The sequence below is a fragment of the Paraburkholderia sp. DD10 genome (assembly GCF_049177125.1).
In the GTDB taxonomy this organism is placed as follows: Bacteria; Pseudomonadota; Gammaproteobacteria; order Burkholderiales; family Burkholderiaceae; genus Paraburkholderia; species Paraburkholderia terricola.
Map to the genome: position 1 here is coordinate 1,848,880 of NZ_CP185392.1, position 19,805 is coordinate 1,868,684.

General features: G+C 65.4%; 19 protein-coding genes and 1 pseudogene. 11 read left to right on the top strand and 9 right to left on the bottom strand.

Annotation, left to right across the window (positions count from 1 at the left end; genetic code table 11):
- Positions 1 to 36: 36 nt before the first annotated feature.
- Positions 37 to 387 (bottom strand): chemotaxis protein, encoded by a 351-nt coding sequence (locus ACOCG7_RS08395; RefSeq protein WP_073429967.1) that lies wholly within the window; start codon positions 385 to 387, stop codon positions 37 to 39.
- Positions 388 to 547: 160 nt separating this feature from the next.
- Here ACOCG7_RS08395 and ACOCG7_RS08400 point away from each other — a divergent pair, with 160 nt between their 5' ends.
- Positions 548 to 1,843, top strand: coding sequence for a DNA topoisomerase IB (locus ACOCG7_RS08400; protein ID WP_073429968.1), 1,296 nt, complete (start codon positions 548 to 550; stop codon positions 1,841 to 1,843).
- Here ACOCG7_RS08400 and ACOCG7_RS08405 read toward each other — a convergent pair.
- Positions 1,786 to 2,082: a hypothetical protein gene (locus ACOCG7_RS08405; protein ID WP_073429969.1), complete on the bottom strand. Its 297-nt coding sequence runs from the start codon at positions 2,080 to 2,082 to the stop codon at positions 1,786 to 1,788. The genes ACOCG7_RS08400 and ACOCG7_RS08405 overlap by 58 nt on opposite strands.
- Between ACOCG7_RS08405 and ACOCG7_RS08410 the strand changes: the two genes are divergently transcribed.
- The 8 genes from ACOCG7_RS08410 (at position 2,081) to pdeR (ending at position 13,047) form a co-directional block, all read left to right on the top strand.
- Entirely contained in the window at positions 2,081 to 2,218 is a 138-nt protein-coding gene (locus tag ACOCG7_RS08410) for a hypothetical protein (protein ID WP_159442574.1), read from the top strand. The two genes, ACOCG7_RS08405 and ACOCG7_RS08410, sit on opposite strands and share 2 nt — an antisense overlap.
- A 146-nt stretch (positions 2,219 to 2,364) precedes the next feature.
- Entirely contained in the window at positions 2,365 to 2,502 is a 138-nt protein-coding gene (locus ACOCG7_RS08415; RefSeq protein ID WP_167363305.1) for a hypothetical protein, read from the top strand.
- Between the two features lie 251 nt (positions 2,503 to 2,753).
- Positions 2,754 to 3,281, top strand: a complete 528-nt coding sequence (locus tag ACOCG7_RS08420) for a PRC-barrel domain-containing protein (RefSeq protein WP_073429971.1) — start codon at positions 2,754 to 2,756, stop codon at positions 3,279 to 3,281.
- Between the two features lie 178 nt (positions 3,282 to 3,459).
- A complete protein-coding gene (locus tag ACOCG7_RS08425) occupies positions 3,460 to 3,870 on the top strand; it encodes a DUF3175 domain-containing protein (protein ID WP_073429972.1) in 411 nt (136 codons plus the stop codon).
- A gap of 166 nt (positions 3,871 to 4,036) precedes the next feature.
- Positions 4,037 to 5,356 carry a cation:proton antiporter gene (locus ACOCG7_RS08430; RefSeq protein WP_073429973.1) on the top strand — a complete coding sequence of 440 codons (1,320 nt, stop codon included), beginning with the start codon at positions 4,037 to 4,039 and terminating at the stop codon, positions 5,354 to 5,356.
- An 87-nt stretch (positions 5,357 to 5,443) separates the two neighbouring features.
- Entirely contained in the window at positions 5,444 to 6,022 is a 579-nt protein-coding gene (locus ACOCG7_RS08435) for an FUSC family protein (RefSeq protein WP_073429974.1), read from the top strand.
- Positions 6,023 to 6,119: 97 nt separating this feature from the next.
- Positions 6,120 to 10,823, top strand: coding sequence for a DEAD/DEAH box helicase (locus ACOCG7_RS08440; protein ID WP_374710321.1), 4,704 nt, complete (start codon positions 6,120 to 6,122; stop codon positions 10,821 to 10,823).
- 220 nt (positions 10,824 to 11,043) lie between these two features.
- The gene (pdeR, locus tag ACOCG7_RS08445; protein WP_073429976.1) at positions 11,044 to 13,047 is read left to right on the top strand and encodes a cyclic di-GMP phosphodiesterase; all 2,004 of its coding nucleotides are present in this window, start codon (positions 11,044 to 11,046) and stop codon (positions 13,045 to 13,047) included.
- A 54-nt stretch (positions 13,048 to 13,101) separates the two neighbouring features.
- On the opposite strand, the gene ACOCG7_RS08450 is transcribed toward pdeR, so the two are convergent.
- The 3 genes from ACOCG7_RS08450 to ACOCG7_RS08460 form a co-directional block, all read right to left on the bottom strand.
- Positions 13,102 to 13,986, bottom strand: a complete 885-nt coding sequence (locus ACOCG7_RS08450) for a crotonase/enoyl-CoA hydratase family protein (RefSeq protein WP_073429977.1) — start codon at positions 13,984 to 13,986, stop codon at positions 13,102 to 13,104.
- Positions 13,987 to 14,405: 419 nt separating this feature from the next.
- Positions 14,406 to 15,509, bottom strand: a complete 1,104-nt coding sequence (locus ACOCG7_RS08455) for a malate/lactate/ureidoglycolate dehydrogenase (protein ID WP_421375106.1) — start codon at positions 15,507 to 15,509, stop codon at positions 14,406 to 14,408.
- 73 nt (positions 15,510 to 15,582) lie between these two features.
- Entirely contained in the window at positions 15,583 to 17,046 is a 1,464-nt protein-coding gene (locus ACOCG7_RS08460) for a M20 family metallopeptidase (protein ID WP_073429979.1), read from the bottom strand.
- A 192-nt stretch (positions 17,047 to 17,238) separates the two neighbouring features.
- Here ACOCG7_RS08460 and ACOCG7_RS08465 point away from each other — a divergent pair, with 192 nt between their 5' ends.
- A complete protein-coding gene (locus ACOCG7_RS08465; protein WP_073429980.1) occupies positions 17,239 to 17,550 on the top strand; it encodes a superinfection immunity protein in 312 nt (103 codons plus the stop codon).
- 73 nt (positions 17,551 to 17,623) lie between these two features.
- Here ACOCG7_RS08465 and ACOCG7_RS08470 read toward each other — a convergent pair whose 3' ends face one another.
- On the bottom strand, positions 17,624 to 17,896 hold the full coding sequence (locus ACOCG7_RS08470; RefSeq protein WP_073429981.1) for a YodC family protein: 273 nt from the start codon (positions 17,894 to 17,896) through the stop codon (positions 17,624 to 17,626).
- Between the two features lie 73 nt (positions 17,897 to 17,969).
- Between ACOCG7_RS08470 and ACOCG7_RS08475 the strand changes: the two genes are divergently transcribed.
- Positions 17,970 to 18,356: a hypothetical protein gene (locus tag ACOCG7_RS08475; protein ID WP_421375108.1), complete on the top strand. Its 387-nt coding sequence runs from the start codon at positions 17,970 to 17,972 to the stop codon at positions 18,354 to 18,356.
- A 23-nt stretch (positions 18,357 to 18,379) separates the two neighbouring features.
- Here ACOCG7_RS08475 and ACOCG7_RS08480 read toward each other — a convergent pair whose 3' ends face one another.
- The 3 genes and pseudogenes from ACOCG7_RS08480 to ACOCG7_RS08490 all read right to left on the bottom strand — a co-directional run bounded on the left by ACOCG7_RS08480 (position 18,380) and on the right by ACOCG7_RS08490 (position 19,330).
- Positions 18,380 to 18,580: a hypothetical protein gene (locus ACOCG7_RS08480; RefSeq protein ID WP_073429982.1), complete on the bottom strand. Its 201-nt coding sequence runs from the start codon at positions 18,578 to 18,580 to the stop codon at positions 18,380 to 18,382.
- A pseudogene (locus ACOCG7_RS08485) lies at positions 18,570 to 18,776 on the bottom strand (TetR/AcrR family transcriptional regulator); the annotation flags it as partial. The gene ACOCG7_RS08480 and the pseudogene ACOCG7_RS08485, both read right to left, overlap by 11 nt.
- 71 nt (positions 18,777 to 18,847) lie before the next feature.
- Complete coding sequence (locus ACOCG7_RS08490) at positions 18,848 to 19,330, bottom strand: cupin domain-containing protein (RefSeq protein WP_073429983.1); 483 nt, start codon at positions 19,328 to 19,330, stop codon at positions 18,848 to 18,850.
- Positions 19,331 to 19,805 lie beyond the last annotated feature (475 nt).

Sequence of the window (19,805 nt, forward strand, 5' to 3'; positions counted from 1 at the left end):
TCGCAACACGCGGGAACCGCTCGTTCTTGTCGACGGCTAGACACCGCTCGGATCTTCGTCGAGGCCGTCGTCGTCGGTAAGCTGCGGGTCGGCCGGGCCGATGATGCGGTCGGGCTCGATGTCGCGGTCGGCCTCCAGCGTGGAGTCACCGTCGGCGGCCGCCCGCTCGCCGGTGCCGGCGCGGTCGGTGTCGCTGCCGAGTTCGGCCTCGCCGGTCTCGAGCGCATGGTTGTCCAGCTCGGTGTCGACATCGAATTCATGACGCTTGGCGCCGGCGATATCGCTGCCGCTGTCGGACGAATCGCTCGGGCCGAGTTCGCCCGTCGTGCCCGCGGTGGGCTTGACGACGTTTTGCGGCTCTTCATCGGGATTCAGCGTGCTGCTCATGACGATCTCCTTGGTCTGTTGATGACGCGTAGCAAAGGTTCGCAAGGACCGTTCCGCCCGCTCGTGCCACGGCGCGCGAAACGGGCGGCAGGCATCGACCTTGCTCTAGCCATTCACCGGCGCACAGCGCGCCTCACGCTTGAAACTTCTACCCGCGACCATGGCCGCCACCATCAAGCCGTTGCAACGACCCCCCGAGCGCGAACGCGCCGCCGACAGCGCGCGGCAAGCGACGGCGGCCGCCATGCCGCCGGGCTTGCGGCACGCGGACGACAGCCGGCCCGGCTATACGCGCCAGCGTGAAAAGGACGGCTTCGCGTATTTCGACGTCGACGGCCAACGCATCGAGGACGAAGACGAAATCCAACGCATCAATGCGCTCGCGATTCCACCGGCTTACGAGAACGTGTGGATTTGTCCCGACCCGCGCGGCCATCTCCAGGCGACCGGGCGCGACGCACGCGGACGCAAGCAGTATCGCTATCACCCGCGCTGGCGCGAGACGCGCGATGCCGACAAATACGAGCGCCTGGCCGAGTTCGGCCGCGCGTTGCCGCGCATCCGCGCGCGCGTCGCACGCGATCTGAAACGCCCCGGCATGCCGAGCGACAAGGTCATCGCCGCGATCGTGCAGTTGCTCGACACGACGCTGATTCGCATCGGCAGCGTGGAGTACGCGCGCGAGAACCAGTCGTACGGTTTGACGACGCTGCGTAAAAAGCACGTGAAGATCGAGGCAGGCCACTTGCGCTTCAAGTTTCGCGGCAAGAGCGGCATCGAACACGAGGTCACGGTGAACAATCCGCGCGTCAAGCGCATCGTTCGGCGCTGCGCCGAACTGCCCGGACACGACCTGTTCCAGTATCTCGACGAGGACGGCACGCGCCGCACGGTAGGCTCGACCGATATCAACGACTATCTGCGCCGCGCGAGCGGCGCGGACTTCACCGCGAAGGACTATCGAACGTGGGCCGGCAGCGTCTACGCGATGGCCGCGCTGCGACGGCTGGTATGCAGCAGCGCGGCGGAAGCGCGCCGCCACCTCGTCGCCACCGTCAAGGACGTCGCGGACTTGCTGCGCAACACGCCGTCCGTATGCCGGCGCTGCTACATTCACCCGGCCGTGATCAGCGCGTTCGAAGCCGACGAATTGCGCTGCTTGCCGGAGGGCAAGACGCGCCGGGGATTGAAAGTGGATGAGGCGGCGTTCGCCGCATTGCTCGCGCGGGCGGAGAAGCGCGCGGCGAAACGGGCGCGTCAGTCGGGCGCGAAAGGCCGCAAGGCGCGCGAGGCGGAAGTGGCCGACAGCGTCAACGGTTCGCTCACCGCGTTGCTGAAGAAGTCGCGCGTGGCGCGCAAGCGTAAAGACGCCGGCGCTTCACCCGGCGCGAAAGCGCATCAAGCCTCTTCTTCGAACGCGGCCATCACGAGCCACACGTCGCGCTCGCCATCGTGAATCTCGGCGGCTAGCGCGTAAGGATCGCGCGGCCCGCATACGCGTTCGAGCGCCTCGTGCGCGACTTCGCCGTTATCGAACACGCGTTCCGACAACGGCCGCACTTCCTGTTTCCCCTCGAACATCCGCTGGTTCCTGCGATATATGAGCGTCTCGGACTTCCAGTTGCGAAAGCATTCGCGCACGTGACTGAAATCGCCACCGCAGATATTCATCTGGTAATGAATTCGTTGGACCATGATCGTTCTCCCCGATGCCGCCCTGCATGCGCGTTCTCTTCATGACTTCATGACGAAAGTCACACTGCATGCATCGCTCGCATCGATACAGCCGGAGCAATACCGGTTGTTGCCACTTGCCTCCATGCGCGAATGAACCTTGTGTACCGCCACCGCGGCGGCTCGCACTGTGTGTCCAGCATTCAGCAAGGGGTATGCCTCGCACGAACGCGGCGGCGGCGCGAATGGCTTTGGCATGCGGCGTGCGTGATCTTCGTCGCCACGTTCCTCAGGGAGAAAACAATGCAAGCCAAGCCGACACCCGACGACGCAGCCAACGCACCGGCATCGGAAAACGATCACGGCCAACCCGCCCCGCCGACCGACGATCGCGATCTGCCCGAACTGCCGGACCCCGCCGAAGTGGGAGAAGACGGCTGAACGTTTCACCGCAATGAACCACGCAATGAAGCCTTGCGGTAGCGGTGCAATCATCAGTTCAGTCCGTCCATTCCGACGAAATAATTGCAAACGCGTCAGCATGCTTTACGCGTTCGCCCTGCCTGGATTTCAGACGTTCTCATACGCGGCGCAACTCACTTTCGTCATGGGCGGCCGTGGGACAAGCCGCCTGGAAGGAACGCGCGTTGCTGGGTCCCGCATACATCATCAACCCTTAGAGGAGGCTCATCATGGTCCATCAAACACAGACGCAAGGCGGCGCAGGGCAAAGCCAGGGCGCGCGTATCGTCGGCAAGGGCGCCGCGACCGCGGAAGGTCCGGGCCCCGACGTGATGGCGGCGGATACCCTCGACGACAACACCGTGCTCAGCAGCGACGGCGAGGACATCGGCAACATCAAGGACATCATGCTCGACGTGCGCTCGGGCCGCATCGCCTACGCGGTGATGTCGAGCGGCGGTTTCCTCGGCATCGGCGACAAGCTGCTGGCGATTCCCTGGAGCGCGTTGACGCTCGACACGGACCAGAAATGCTTCGTGCTCAACATGACGGCTGAACGCGTGAAGACCGCACCGGGCTTCGACAAGGATCACTGGCCCTCGATGGCGGATCAGAGCTGGGCCACGAGCGTGCACCAGTACTACGGCACCGAACCTTATTGGGGCCGCGACCGGTTCACGCGACGCGACGACGTGGGCGTCGGCGACATTCCTCCCGGAGCGTCGGATGCGCCGGAGGCCGGCGGGGTGAAGCTGTAACCCGCACGCCAATCGCGGACGGGTGCGACGAAAGTCGAGTTTCGGCACCCGTCCGCTTTTCATGCGCCGGCTCGCCGCCTGGGCGGCAGCCGGCGCATTTCACTTCGCCTTAGCGAATCGCCGCATCGGCGATCGACGGTAGACGAGCGCGAAGCCAGCCTGACAAGGAGGCGAAATCATGGCCACCCGGAAAGCCACCGGCAAATCGAAACGCCCGGTTGCGCGCGGCAAGTCAGGACGACCGCCACGCCAACGCCATGCGCATGCGCACGCGGCGCATCGCGCCAAAACAGCCAACGGAGGCGGCGCGAAGAGTCCGCGCAAGTGGTCGCATCACGTGATGGAAACCAGCGACGCGATGGACCTCGAACACAATATTTTCAAAACCGGCAATGCCCAGGAGATTGCGCAATCGCTCAAGCAGTCGTCGACGAAAAGCCGCCGTCGCAAGGGCACGCCGTTCCAGTCGGCGATGTCGATGCTGAACTTCTATATCAATCGCGCGGGCAGGAATTTGCCCAAGACGCGCCGCAGTACCTTGCAACAGGCGAAGCGCAAGTTGCGCGAGGCGTTCGGACGCGCGCCTTGATGCGGCTTGATGCGGCTTGATGCGGCTTGATGCGGTTTAATGCGCAGCGAGTGCGACGCGTGTCCTGAAGAATGCCCCGACGCGCGCTGGCGCGGCGCGTTTTCCGCGCGCGTCTTTCAATCGGCCAGGCATGCGTCATCCGCACGCCGGCTCTCACCGGATCCTCATGCACGAAACGTTGTGGTTTCTCATCGTCGGCGCGGTGCTCGTCTTCATGGGCGTGGCGGCGACGACACTGCGGCGCCTGCCCGTCAGCGCCGCCATGTTCTACCTCGCGATCGGCTACGCGCTCGCATCGCCCGGCCTCGGCCTGTTGCACCTCGATATGGTGGCCGACGCGCATCTGCTGCGCACGATCACCGAAGTCGCGCTGCTGGTGTCGCTGTTCGCCATCGGCCTGCGCTTGCGCCTGGGCGTGCTGGAAAAACTCTGGACCGTGCCGCTGCGCCTCGGCTTCCTCGCGATGCTCGCCACCATTCCGCTGCTGACGCTCTTCGGCGTGTACGTCCTGCAACTCGGTTGGGGCCCCTCGCTGCTGCTCGCGGCGATCCTCGCGCCGACCGATCCCGTGCTCGCACACGACGTGCAGGTGCGCGACCCCGGCGATCACGACCTGCTGCGTTTCGCGCTCTCCGGCGAAGGCGGCCTCAACGACGGCATCGCGCTGCCCTTCGCGCTGCTCGGCCTCGCTCTATGCGCGGCGCCAGGCGCCGATGCGTCCGAGGTGCTGAACCTCGAACTCGCGGGCCGCATCGCATGGGGCGTGGCGGGCGCGATCGCGATCGGCGCCCTGCTCGGCTGGGCCACGACGCACGCGGTCGCCTGGCTGCGCACGCGCCATGCGCAGGCGCTCGGTCTCGAAGGCTTTTTCGCGCTCGGTCTGATCGAGCTTTCGTTCGGTACGGCACAACTCGCGCATACCTATGGCTTTCTGGCCGTGTTCGCGGCAGGCGTCGCGATGCGCCGCGTCGAGCATCGCGCGAGCGGCGCGGTCTCGCCTCGCCGGGCGATCGGCACTGTGGATTCCGAGGACGTCGACGCAACCGCGGCCAACCCGAGCAAGGCGCACGCGTATATGGCGGAGTCGGTGCTCGGCTTCACGATCGAACTCGAACGCATCGCCGAAGTCGCGGTCATGGCGATGGTCGGCAACGTGCTCGCCACGCTGCAAGCGCCGCTCGTCACGTGGCGGACGGTGGCGCTCGGCGCCGCGCTGTTTCTGCTCGTGCGGCCGGTAGCGGTGGAGCTGTCGCTGATCGGATCGAGCGCGACGCCCGCGCAGCGGCGTTTGATGAGCTGGTTCGGCATACGCGGCATCGGCTCGTTCTACTACCTCGCGTATGCGCTCGAACACGGCGCGGCGGCGGACGTCGTTCCGCTGGCGCCGCTCACGTTGTCGGTGGTCGCCGCTTCGGTGGTGATTCACGGCGTCTCCGCCACGCCGCTGATGAACTGGTATCACCGGCTGCGCAGCGGGGACGGTTAGGGGGACAGTGAGCGGCGACAGTGAGCGGGCGCGCAGTCACTAGAATACGGAACCTTCCCGCTGCGATCACGCGTCCCGACCCATCCGATGAGCTCAACCGACAAGCCCACACGCGGCGCGCGCGCGTCCGAGGCCAACTCGCTGTTTGCGTTTCTGAAGTCGCTGCCGCTCAACGAGCGGCTGACCGAAGGCTGCGTGATGGCCGTGCAAGCCGTTGCGGGCGCCAGTCTCGCCTTCGCGATCGGCCGCGCGCTGCACACCGAACAGGCTTTCTGGGCCGCGATCACCGCGATCGCGGTCAGCCAGCATAGTTATATCGACACCCGCAAGCTGTCGCGCGATCAGTTCATCGGCGCGATGGCGGGCGGTGTATGCGGGCTGCTCGGCGCCGCGCTGGGCGGCGGTCATTTCGCGGCCTATGCGGCCACCGTGGCGGTGGCGATCGTGATTTGCTGGGTCGTCAACGTGGGCAGCGCGGCGCGTCTGGGCGGCATCACCGCGACCATCATGCTGCTGGTGCCGGGCATCGGTCCCGCGTGGGACATCGCGCTGCTGCGCCTCGGCGAAGTGACGCTCGGCACCGTCTGCGCGCTGCTGGTGGCCTGGCTGATGTCGTCGATCGAGCAGCGCTGGTTCGGCGGAACGGGCAAGCAAACTGAGCCCTGATTACGCTTGCGCCGGTGCGCTCTCGGCAAAGCCCGCAAAACCTGCGAGACTCGGTTCTGGATCTCGCACTACGCCGTTTTTTCGCGGCTCTCTGGATATGGCACGTCGCGCCCCCAACTACGCAGGCATGACTTCGGCTTCGACCTCCGCCGCCGCCTTGCGCGCGGCTTCCGCGGGACCCGCGACCGCGGGCCCTGCCCAGGCTGACGCGGTGGATTCCCCCATCAGCGCCGCCACGGCCCGCGCGCTCGACGACTTCCATCCCGCGGTCGCCGGCTGGTTTCTGAACACGTTCCCCGGCCCCACCGACGCGCAGGCCGCCGCCTGGCCGCAGATTCGCCGAGGCCGCTCGACGCTGGTCGCCGCGCCGACCGGTTCCGGCAAGACCCTCACCGCGTTCCTCTCGGCGCTCGACGATCTCGTCCATCAGGGTCTCGCCAACGGCGGCGCGTTGCCGGACGAAACGCTGGTGGTCTACGTGTCGCCGCTCAAGGCGCTCTCGAACGACATTCGCCTCAATCTGCAAATGCCGTTGCAAGGCATCGCCGCGGAACTCGACGCGCGCGGCCTGCCGCCGCTGGACATCCGCACCGCCGTGCGCACCGGCGACACCACGCAGCAGGAACGCAGCGCGCTCAGAAAGCGCGCGCCGCATATTCTCGTCACCACGCCCGAATCGCTCTACGTGCTGCTCGGTTCGGACTCGGGCCGCCGCATGCTGTCGACGGTGCGCACCGTGATCGTCGATGAAATTCATGCGCTGGCCGGCAGCAAGCGCGGCAGCCATCTCGCGCTCAGTCTCGAACGGCTCGACGCGCTGTGCGCGCGGCGCCTGCCGCGCATCGGCCTGTCGGCCACGCAAAAACCCGTGAGCGCGGTGGCGCGCTTTCTGGTGGGCGGCGCGAGCATCGACAGCGGGCTGCCCGCCGACTGCGCGATCGTCGACGTGGGCCATATTCGCGCGCGCGACCTCGCGCTGGACATTCCCCCGGTGCCGCTCGAAGCGGTCATGCCGAACGAAGTCTGGGAGCGCGTCTACGACCGCCTCGCCGAACTCGTCGCGATGCACCGCACCACGCTGATTTTCGTCAACACGCGCCGCATGGCCGAGCGCGCCGCGCGTCATCTGACCGAGCGGCTCGGCAAGGAAGCGGTGGCCGCGCATCACGGAAGCCTCGCCAGGGAACATCGTTTCGATGCCGAGCAGCGCCTGAAACGCGGCGAGTTGCGCGTGCTGATCGCCACGGCTTCGCTGGAACTCGGCATCGATATCGGCGACGTCGATCTGGTCTGCCAGATGGGTTCGCCGCGCGCGATCGCGCCGTTCCTGCAACGCGTCGGTCGGTCGGGGCATCACGTGGGCGGCATGCCGAAGGGGCGGCTTTTTCCGGTTTCGCGCGACGATCTGATCGAATGCGCGGCGCTGCTCGATTGCGTGCGGCGCGGCGAACTCGACGCGCTGCGGATTCCGCGCGCGCCGCTCGACGTGCTCGCGCAACAGATCGTCGCGGAAGTGTCGAGCGCCGAGTGGAACGAGGATGCGCTGTTCGAGATGATGCGGCGCGCCGCGCCCTACGCGGAGCTGGAGCGCGAGCAATACGACGCGGTGCTGCGCATGCTCGTCGAAGGCTATACGAGCCGCAACGGCCCGCGCGGCGCGTACATCCATCGCGACGTCGTGAGCGGCACCTTGCGCGGCCGGCGCGGCGGCAAGCTGGTCGCGGTGACCTCGGGCGGCACGATTCCCGAGAACGCCGACTATGCGGTCGTGCTCGAACCGCAGGCGATCAATATCGGCACCGTCAACGAGGATTTCGCGGTCGAAAGTCTTGCCGGCGACGTGTTTCAACTCGGCAATGCGTCATACCGGATTCTGCGGATCGAGAGCGGCCGCGTGCGAGTCGAGGACGCGCAGGGCCAGCCGCCGAACATTCCGTTCTGGCTGGGCGAGGCGCCGGGGCGCAGCGATGAACTCTCGCTCGGCGTGGCGCGCTTGCGCGAGCAGATCGGGCGCTGGCTCGATGGAGAGGAGGAGCCCGCGACGGTTTCGCACGGCGAGCCGTCGTCGACGCGCCGGAACGCGAAGCGGCCGGCGTTGTCGGCGACGGCGAAAACGCGCGCAAAGGCGGCCTCGGCTGTTGTCGAAACGCGGGATGGGGGATCGGCGGAATCGGCATCGTCGGCGGCAATCGCCGCCGACGCGCCGCCCGCCGCAACTGCCGCAATTGCCGCAACCGACCCAACGATGACCGCCCGCATCGAACGCGCGATCGACTGGCTCGTCGATTCGCTCGGCCTCGACGAAGCCGCCGCGCGCCAGATCGTCGACTATCTCGCGCGGGCGCGCGCCGCGCTCGGCGTGCTGCCGACGCAAGACACGCTCGTCATGGAGCGCTTCTTCGACGAATCCGGCGGCACGCAGCTCGTGATCCACTCCCCGTTCGGCAGCCGCGTGAACCGCGCGTGGGGTCTCGCGCTGAGGAAGCGGTTTTGCCGCAACTTCAACTTCGAATTGCAAGCCGCCGCGACCGAAGACGCGATCGTGCTCTCGCTCACCGGCAGCCATTCGTTCGTGCTCGACGAAGTGTGGCGCTATCTGCATTCGAACAGCGCCGAGCATCTGCTGATCCAGGCGCTGCTCGACGCGCCGCTGTTCGGCGTGCGCTGGCGCTGGAACGCGACCATCGCGCTCGGCTTGCCGCGTTACACCGGCGGCCGCAAAACCGCGCCGCAATTGCAGCGCATGCGCAGCGAGGACCTGCTCGCGAGCGTGTTCCCCGAGCAGGCCGCGTGTCTGGAGAACATCGTCGGCGAGCGCGAACTGCCGCGTCATCCGCTGGTGGATCAGACCGTCGACGACTGTCTGCACGACGCCATGGACAGCGAACACTGGATCGCGCTGCTGCGCCGTATCGAACAGGGCGACGTGCGGCTCGTCGCCCGCGATCTGCCGGCGCCCTCGCCGCTGGCCGCCGAAATCCTCACCGCCAAGCCGTACGCCTATCTCGACGACGCGCCGATCGAGGAGCGCCGCACGCAAGCCGTGCTGAACCGCCGCTGGACCGATCCCGCCAGTGCCGACGACCTCGGCGCGCTCGACGCCGCCGCGATCGACAGCGTGCGCGACGAAGCCTGGCCGCAGGCGCGCAACGCCGACGAGATGCACGAAGCGCTGACGGGCCTCGCCTGCATCACCGAGGCCGAAGCGCATCGCAACGAAGGGTGGCCGGCTTGGCTCGCGTCGCTGGCCGAATCCGGCCGCGCCACGCGCCTGAACATCGCCGGCACGCACACGACGCTATGGCTGAGCGCCGAGCGCCTGACCTGCTTCGAAGCGCTCTATCCCGACGCCGCGTTCGCGCCGCCGCTCACCGCGCCGAAGGGCTACGCCGACGCATGGAACGCCGACGACGCCCTGCTCGACGTGTTACGCGCGCGGCTCACCGGCTTCGGCCCGCTGCCGGTGAACACCATCGCGCAGGCGCTGGGGTTGCCCGCGGCATCGGTCGAACGGACCTTGACGCGTCTCGAAGCGGAAGGCTACGTGATGCGCGGCCGCTTCACGCCCCGGGCGACGGAAGAAGAATGGTGCGAGCGTCACCTGCTCGCGCGGATTCACCGCTACACCGTCAAACGCTTGCGGCGCGAGATCGAACCGGTGGAACGGCACGACTTCATGCGCTTCCTGTTCGAATGGCAGCACTTGACGCCGGACACGCGCAGCGAGGGACGCGACGCGCTCGCCGCGGTGCTCGAACAACTGGAAGGCTTCCAGGCCGCGGCGGGCGCATGGGAAGAAGACATCCTGCCCGCGCGCGTGAAGGCCTACTCCAGTACTTCGCTTGACGAACTATGCCGCGCCGGCAAGATCGTCTGGACCCGGCTCACCGAGCGCGCGCGCAGCGCCGCCGGACCCGTGCGCGGCACGCCGATCGTGCTGCTGCCGCGAGCGCACATCCGCGTGTGGAGCGCGCTGATCGACCCGTCGAGGCAACCGGAGTTATCGGCGCGCGCGCAAAGCGTGTACGACGCGCTGTCGCAACACGGCGCGATGTTCTTCGACGAACTGCTGAGTGAAGTTCGCGTCCTGCGTATGGAACTGGAAAACGCGCTGGGCGAACTCGTGGCCGCCGGCCTCGTGAATTCCGACAGTTTCGCGGGCTTGCGCGCGTTGCTGAAGCCGGTCGCCAAACGCAACGCTTTTTCCGGCAGCCGGCGCGCGCGCGCGAGCGCGCTCATCGGCGGCATGGACGACGCGGGACGCTGGGCGCTGCTCAGGCGCGGCAGCGCCGCCGCCGCGTCTGCGGAAAGCACGCCGGAGCGGCGCCGGCAGTTGCCGCCGGAAGTACTCGAACACGTCGCGATGACGTTGCTGCGCCGCTATGGCGTGGTGTTCTGGCGCCTGCTCGAACGCGAGGCGGAATGGCTGCCGCCGTGGCGCGATCTGCTGCGCGTTTTTCAACGGCTCGAAGCGCGCGGCGTGATTCGCGGCGGGCGCTTCGTGAACGGCCTCGCCGGCGAGCAATTCGCGCTGCCCGAGGCGATTCCCTTGCTGCGCGAGGTGCGGCGGCACGCGAACGACGGTGCGTTTGTCTGTGTCGCCGCGACCGATCCGCTGAATCTCACGGGAACGCTGCTGGTGGGCGAACGGGTGCCGGCGGTTACGGGAAATCGTATTTTGTATCGCGACGGTGTCGTTATCGGCACGCTCGTCGGCGGGGTTTTCTGGTTCGAAGCTTCGGTCGAGGCGCTTCCGGCGGAGCGCGAACGGGCGCGCGGGTGGCTGGCGCGCAGGTTTTAGGGTTTTTCCCGCGACGCCACGACGATTGCACCGGAATCGTGCCGTGAAGTGAGCCAAAGCGCGCCAAAGCGCGCGGCCGCGCAATCGTCAAATCTTTATAAGCCTGAATGCTGCCGCTTCGCTACAATGAGACCAGTCTCAATTAAGTATGATGAAGAGACTGTTTGCCGCCAACCGGCCTTGATCAACGGCCGCCGGCATACACCGCCCGGGGATTCTCATGAACGACGACCAACACGACCAGGTGCTATTCGCCCAGTTCGGTACGAGCAGTCCTTGCTGGCGTCTGTCGAGCGACAGCAACGCACTGGAACTCGCGCCGGTCACCGGGGACGTGCCCGCCCATGTCGCCATTCCGCTGAATCCCCAGCAGGCTTCGCAAGTCCGCTGCCTCACCGGCGTCACTTCCCACCTCGTGCTCGACGTGCGTCTGTTCGGCGAGCCGCTGCGTCTGCATCTCGTCGGCAAGAAGCTCAATGGCAACACCTGGGCGGGCACGGCGTCGGCTTACGACGACACCGAATCGGTCGCGCGCGATCTGGTGCACGGTCTTTCGTTCGCCGAACAGGTCGTTTCCGAAGTCAATTCCGTCGTGGTGATCGTCGACCGGCATGGGCGCATTCAGCGCTTTAACCGGCTCGCCGAGGAACTCACCGGCGTGAAGGAAGAGAACATCGTCGGCCGCAACGTGTGGGCGCTTTTCATGTCCACCGAAGACGGCGCGGCGTCGAGCCAGAACATCGCCGGCTTTTTCAATCGCGGCGTGTCCTACGAAGTGGAGCGGCGCGTCAAGACGGTGCGCGGCGAGCGGCTCTTTCTGTTTCGCAACAAGTTCGTTCACAGCGGCAGCGGCGTGGACGAACAATTCCTGATCTGCTCGGGCACCGACATCACCGACGAACGGCTCGCCCAGGAACGGCTCATCGAACTGGCGAATACGGATTCACTCACCGGCCTCGCCAACCGCAATGCGATCCAGGACAAGATCCGCGCCGCCATCGAGCAAGCGGCCCCCGGCGAGGCGGTCGGCGTGCTGTTTCTCGATCTCGACAACTTCAAGCGCGTCAACGATCACTACGGCCACGTGTTCGGCGACCAGTTGATCCGCGACGTGTCGGCGGCCATCAAGACCTGTCTGAACGAGGGCGACGCGCTCGCGCGCCTGGGCGGCGACGAGTTCATCGTGCTCGCCGCCAAGGGCACCGCGAACCTGCTCGAAGTCACCGCGCAGCGCATTCTCGAACGCCTGCGCACCGCGTTCAGTCTCGGACTCGTCGAGGTCTACACAGGCTGCTCGATCGGCATCGCGCGCTATCCGGAACACGGCGAGAGCCTCGAATCGTTGATTCGCGCGGCGGACACCGCCATGTACGTCGCCAAGGACGAAGGCAAGCGCACCTACCGCGTGTTTTCGCCGGTCATGAACCGCAAGGTGGCGGAGTACATGTGGCTCGACACCAATCTGCGGCGCGGCATCGAGGAAGGTCAACTGTCGCTGCACTACCAGCCCAAGCTGTCGCTCACCACCGGCGCGGTGCAGGGCGCCGAGGCGCTGGTGCGCTGGAATTCGCCGGAGCGCGGGCAGATCATGCCGGCCGAATTCATCCGTTACGCGGAAGAATCCGGTTTGATCGGCGTGCTGGGCCGCTGGGTCATGGAAACGGCCGCGAAACAGGCGGCCAAATGGAAAGCCGCCGGCTACAACCTGCGCATCGCGATCAACGTGTCGGCGCGGCAACTGGTCGATACGGCGGTGGTGCGGCATTTCAGCGAGGCGCTGCAGCACGCGAACCTCGACCCCTGCCTGATCGACCTGGAACTCACCGAGAGTTGCCTGATCGAGGACGAAGCGGCGGCCATCGATCTGATCACGCAGTTCCGGCAAATCGGCGCCCAGGTTCATCTGGACGACTTCGGCACCGGTTATTCCTCGCTGTCGCAACTGGGCCGCATTCCGCTCGACGTAATCAAGCTCGACCGCAGCTTCGTGCGCTCGATCAACGCCGACACCAAGGCGCAAGCGCTCGTGCGTTCGATGGTGGCCGTCGCGCAGGAACTGGATTTCAAGGTGGTCGCCGAAGGCATCGAGACGGAATCCGAGGAAACGTTCATGAAGGGCCTGGGCGTGGATTACGTGCAGGGCTTCCTGTACGGGCAAGCCATGCCCGCCGCCGAATTCGAGCGCTGGTTGCAGGACAGGCAGAAGCTCAGGCTGATCGCCTGAGCTTCCGCGCCGCGCCCCCTTGCGCGGCCCGCTGTCGCTACGAGCGAACGCCGCTCACGCGAAACTGGCGGTGCTGGCCGTCTGCCGCAGATTCGCGCTGCGGCGGTTTTGCAGCATCACCAGCCGCTCCATGAAGGCGAGATCCTTCTCTTCGATCGTGAACGCGGCGTCCACCCAGTCCTCGGTAATTTCCATCAGTTCCGCGCGCGACAGTTGCAGCACGCGCTGACGTGCGCGCAGCATCGCGCGGATGCCGTTCATCTTCGGCTTGAGCGTATCGATGAACGTGCGCGTCGCCATATAAGCGTCGCCCGGCTCGAATAGCTGATCGACCAGCCCCTTGCCGAAGTGCCATTCCGCCGTATGCGATTCGCCCACGCCGATCAGCTCCTCCGCGAGCCGCATGCCGGCCTTGCGCGCCACCAGCGAATAGCCGCCCATGCCGGGGAACAGGTTGAAGGCGATTTCGGGAAAGCCCATGCGCGCGTCGTTCTGCGCGAGCAGGAAATGATGGGCGAGCGCCGCCTCGAATCCGCCGCCGAGCGCGGTGCCCTCCACCATCGCGATCGAGATCGCGCCGGTGTCGAAGCCGCGCGCCGCCGCGTGGACGCAATCCACGCAAGCCCGCGCGTACGAGAGCAGCGCCTGGCGCTTGCCGGAGCGGATTGTGTCGGCGAAGAAATCGAGGTCGCCGCCGACGTTGAACATGGTGGGAATCAGCGAGCCGGTAACCCAGAAGTCGATCGGCAAGCCCGAGTCTCGTGCTGCCTGCGCGAGTCCCAGAATATCGTGCACCAGATCGAGGTTGAAACAGGGGCGCGGCTGCGCCCGCAACATCATCCACATCACGTTACGGCCTTCTTCGTAATAAGCGGAGATTTGCGACAGATTGCCGGCTTCGAGGAACGGGCGGCAGGCGTGGTGGTTATGCAGATTCATTTTGAACGGTCCTTTAAAGTTAAAACAACGGCATTGCCATGCGAGCCTAAATCAGACCGGAATCGATTGGGAGCGGGGTAACCAACAGATGATTGCAAGCAGTGCCGCAAGCCGCGTCAGGCGGGGCTCTCAGGGCAGGCGGCAGGCTGGGGAAGCAATACGGGACGCAAACGCTTGCGCACCGGAGATGAGCGAAATTAGACGGTCAATAGGCGCATGACCGCAATCGGATTAGTGAACGCGCGTAAGCGGAATTTGTTGCCGATTCGAAAGAAAACGAAATACGCGCGGTTTAGGTAATGCAATCGAAAATAAAGCTTGTGGGGTTTAACTTTTATTTGTGGTCCAACAGACGGACTATTCGACCCCGATAAGCGGACGCGGGCGCTCCGCCGCGCCCGCGCTTGCCCCAGGCGGCGTTACCGCAAGCGCGCGGACCAGCCCTCGGCGTCCTGCTCGCTCATGCCGACGGTCAGCGCCGCCGCGCGAATCTGCGCCCACGTCGCGGGGTCCACCGGAATGCCTTCGGCCTCGCGTTGGGCGCGCATGATGCGCTCCGGTTCGCCCGGCTCGTAGAGACGATCGACGCCGGTCGCGAGCGGCGAAGCCTTCACCCAGTCGATGAATGCATCGGCCTCGGCTTGCGCATCGGGTGCGTCGAACGCGGCGGGATCGATGATCACCGACAGCATGCAGTTGATAATCGCGTTGGTCGTGCCGAGCGTTTCCGTGTGCGTGGTGAAGCCGCCCGAGAGCGCGCCGCCGAAAATCTCGCACATCGCCGCGAGCCCGAATCCCTTGTGGCCGCCGAATGGCGTGAGCGAACCGAACGGCGCCTCGTGCATGACCTTGGGTTCGAGCGTCGGCCGGCCTTCGTGATCGATCAGCGCGCCGGGCGGCACCGCTTTGCCCTGGTTATAGGCGACCCGCGTCTTGCCGTACGCCACCGTGCTGGTCGCGAAGTCGAGCACGAGCGGCGGCTTGCCGGGCCGCGGATACGCCGCGCAAAACGGATTGGTGCCGATGCGGCGATCCGCGCCGCCGAACGGCGCGACGAGCGGATCGCCCGCCACGTTGACGAAGTGGAACGACACCAGCCCGGCGCGCGCGCATTGCTCGGCCCAGTGGCCGATGCGCCCGATGTGATGCGCGCCGCGCAAGCCGACCGCGCAGATGCCGAGGCGCCGTGCACGCGCGATGCCCTGCTCCATGGCCTCGAACGCCACCACCTGGCCGAAGCCCTTGCCGCCTTCGACCGTCAGCACGGCGCCCACGTCCTTCACCACCTCGGCATGCCGGTTCAGTTGCAGTTGCGCGTCGGCGAGCGACGCCACGTAACGCGGGATCATGCCCACGCCATGCGAGTCGTGGCCGGTCAGGTTCGCCGCCACCAGATGATCCGCGACCAGTTCCGCCTCGCGCGGCGCACTGCCCGCCCGCGCCCAGATCGCCTTCACGTAGGCGTGCAATTGATCGGCCGGAATCCGGGGCGTGGCAAGTCGGGCAGTCTGGTTTTCGTTCATTCAGATCGATGGCGTGAGTGGCAGGATCGAAACAAGGATCAAAGCGCGGATCGACAGGAACCCGCACGAGCGCTCAAGGCGCGGCGGCGATCACTTCGGCCACCGCGGCCGTGAGCTTCTTGCCGTACGGCACGTGCAAAAACTCGTTGGGCCCATGCGCGTTCGACTTCGGCCCGAGCACGCCGCACACCATGAACTGCGATTTCGGGAAGCCCGCCTTCAGCACGTTCATCAACGGAATCGTGCCGCCCTGACCCATATAGGCGACGTCCGCGCCGTAGTGTTCGCGCGACGCGTCATTCAACGCCGTGGCGAGCCACGGCGCGAGATCCGGCGCGCTCCAGCCGCTCGCCGCACCCGCGTCCGGTTTGAACGTCACCCGGGCGTTGTACGGCGGATCGAATTCGAGCAGCGCCTTCAACTCGGCGACGGCCTTGTCCGCTTCGATCAGCGGCGGCAGCCGCAGCGACAGCTTGAACGCCGTGCGCGGACGCAGCACGTTGCCCGCGTCCGCGAGCGCGGGCAAGCCGGCCGCACCGGTCACGGAGAGCGACGGACGCCACGTCGAATTGAGCAAGGCTTCTTGCGGATCGGTGGTGGTGGGCAGCACCTGGCGGCCGTCCTGGCCGCAGGCCCACGGCAGTTTTTTCCAGACGTCGTCGCCGAGAATCCGCGCGGTGGCTTCCGCTTCACGCAGACGGTCTGCCGGGATCGGGCAGTGAAAACCCTTCGGCAGCAGCGTGCCGTTGGCGGCATCCTCCAGCCGGTCGAACAGTTGCCGCATGACGCGGAAGCTCGACGGCGCGATGCCGCCGTAACCGCCCGAGTGAATGCCTTCGTCGAGCACCTGAACCTCGAGGTCGCCGGCGACGAGGCCGCGCAGCGAGGTGGTGAGCCACAGTTGATCGTAGTTACCCGCGCCCGAATCGAGACACACGACGAGCCCGACCTTGCCGAGCCGTTCGCGCAGCACGTCGACGTAGGGCAGCAGATCGTAGCTGCCGGACTCCTCGCAGGTTTCGATCAGGCCGACGCAGCGCGGCCGCTCGACGCCTTGCGCGTCCAGCGCGGCGAGCGCGGTGAGGCTCGCGTAGATCGCGTAGCCGTCGTCGGCGCCGCCGCGGCCGTACAGCTTGTCGTTTTCGAGCTTGGGGGTCCACGGGCCGAGGTCGTTGCGCCAGCCGTCGAATTCAGGCTGCTTGTCGAGGTGGCCGTACAGCACGATGGTTTCCTCGCTGCCCGAACGCGTCGCGGCGGTCTCGAAGAAAATCACCGGCGTGCGGCCCGGCAGGCGGATCACTTCGAGCTTCAGGCCCTTCACCGGCTGCTGTTCGGCCCATTGCGCCGCGTCGGTGACCACGCGCTCCAGATAGCCGTGCTCGACCCACTTTGGGTCGAACGCCGGGCTCTTGGCCGGCACCGCGATGTAGTCCGTCAGCGCGGGCACGATCTCGTCGTTCCATTTGCGGTCGACGAATTCGCGTAGCGTGTCGGGGTTGATGCGCTGGGTCTGCTGGGTCGTATCGTCGGAGATCATGGTGGCGGTCCGTTGCGGTTCGTTTCGATGAAACGCCCATGATAGTCCCGATGCCAGGCAGGCTGCAGTCCCGCTGACTGAATGCCCGCGCCTGCCGCATGGCGAGCCGCGCCCTGGGGTTCGCATGAAGCTGCGTGAGTCGCGCAATCGCGCGACAATCAACGCATAGCTCGCCTATTGGGAGCCGGTTTCATGGACGGCAATCTATTGGTTCAGGCCATCGCGGCGGCGCTCGTTCTCGCGCTGTATTTTCTGCCGGCGATTCTGGCCGACCGGCGCAAGCGTCATGACGTGCTCACGCTCGCGCTCTTCAATGCGTGCCTCGGCTGGACGGGTTTCGGCTGGCTGCTCGCGCTCTACTGGTCGTTGCAACCCAACCCGCCGAAGAATCTCGCCGGACAGATCGTGGAGACGCGAAAGATCGTGCGGATGCGCGCGTTTTCATCGGCGCTTCTAATGCGCGTGCAACGACGCGCGACGGCGCGAGAGCGCTCGGAGAAGTAGATCAGAAGGAAGTAATCGGGCGCGCCGATCGGCCGATCGCGCGCCAGGCGAAAGCCGGAAAATATCCGGCCGATCAGGCGGCCCGGCCTACCCGGTTCCACATGACCGAGGCGGCGGGGATCGAGCGCGGCTCAGTGCGTACGCTCGCGGGCGAGAACATCTCGCGGCGCAGTTCGCCCTGTTCGTCGAACCACTCGCACATCAGCCATTCGCCGGGATTGAGCGCCACCGCACCCGCATAGGTGACCGTCATGCGCGGGCCGCCTTCCTTCAGCGTGACAACGTCGCCCACGTTAAAGCGTGCGGCTGCTGGAATCTGGAGTGCGTCAATGGTGGCGGTTGGCATATTTCAATCCCCTGGGAAACCGTCGAGCGGTATTAAGTCATTGCGCTGGGCTTTTCGACATTAAAGGTTGCTGATGGAAACTCTAAAAAGTTTGCCAAGATTAACAATCGAATTTAATCACCGCAAGTGCTTTTTAATCACATCGTTTTCATCGGCAGTACAAGGAGTATCGCATGCGAAGGCTCGTCGGATGAAACGGGGAAAACCCTTCAATGCGCCACTGGGCGCGCTCTGTGCGGCACCGCACGGTCGCAGGATTTACTGCGGCCGTATGACGCCGCGAGTAAAAAATGCGATGCGTGTTTCGTCATATCAAAAGCATGATCGATCCGCGCCACGGGTTTATTCCCGTTCGCGGCGCAAAGCGCAATTACCTGTGAACGCCCCGATCACCGGCAAATGCGCCGTGGATAAATGCACTTTGTTTAAGACGCGTGATTATCCCGCACTGCACCGTTGAAAACGATTACGCATTCGGTATTTTTAAGCCGGGCGTGCGGCGCGGCGCAGTACAAATTGCGGATGAGCACCAGCAGCACGCTTGAACCGATGCCACGCCAGCATGAGCAACGCATTGATCGCGAGGCTGAGCTGGAACGCATGCGCGTAGGCATCCGCCGTCGCGCGGCCGTCGATCGCGCCGAAGAACGCGCCGCTGATCGCCGCGGTGCCGAACGCGGGCACGCAATGCCTCGTCGCCGGGTTGCATCTCCAGCGTGGTATTGGTAATGAAGCAACTGCGCTTGCCGGTCAGCGCGCACGCGAGCCGCGCGTAATGCAGCAAGGCGTTGCGTAGCGCCTCTTCCGGCGCGGTCGGCGGGTCGGGGCGCTCGGTGAGGCGCGCCACCCAGCCTTCGGCGTAGTGATCGAGCGCGGCCAGCGATGCGTCACTCACTGCAACACCGGTATCAGACGCCTCGATATCGGCCCAAATAATCGTCCGCGTAAGCCTCAGTCCGGCATCCCATCATGGTCCCCGAGGGGTCTGGTGGGCCAGTCCATCCAGCGGTCCGCGCGAGTCAGTTCGTGCGCCTCATTGAGCGGGTAGCGAATACGGTTGTCGTCGCGCGGACGTTCGCCGATCACCATCAGCCTGACTTCGTCCTTCGTATTGTTGATGAAGGTGTGGCAGATTCCAGTGCCTGCCGGAAACGCGACGGAATCGCCTTCGGCAATGCGGTGAAGCACGCCGTCGATCCACACATCGGGCTTGCCTTCGAGCACGTACACGAACTCCTGCTCGGTGCTTTCGGCGTGCGGATAGGAGGTCCGCCGTCCGGGCAGAAGCCTGACATGATGAATGCCGATACGCGTAATGCCGAGTGCGGCGGAAAGCGGCGCGTCCAGCGCCATTGGCTCGGTATCGCCGCGATAGGAGTGTGGATCCGGTTCTTCGAGTTCGGTCCAGTGTTTGATGAAATCGGGTCGGCTCATCGGTTGATCTCCTTCAGGACGAACGTCGATGATAGCGGCTCCCGGAAAGGACAAAATTAGTTCGCGGCGCGCGGCATTTTGAATGTGGGCAGCAACCGTGGCGAACGGCCATTTTGGCCGACTAGCGACAACGAAATGCGGTTAGCGTTTATCGATTCCACGCGACTATCAAGTGGGCGACTACCAAGTGGATCGTATATGCACAAAAGAAGTTCGACGCAACGCCGAAATCGCCAATTGCGCTGCAAAGCAATATTAAGCGTTCCATTATAGAGATCCAGTTTGTCACGGGCCTTTTCGCACACTGTGCGGTGTATTCGTGACACTTTGTGTTTCAGTGATTGGGAGTACGGTTATCGATGCGATCCTTGTCAGGTTCTCGTGCCGATCCGGAAACATTTGGCACCCGGTTTCACACCCTTTCTTAAAGCGTTCCGCTTTTGGCTCGTAAGTTGCTTATGCTTGGCCCCGAAAA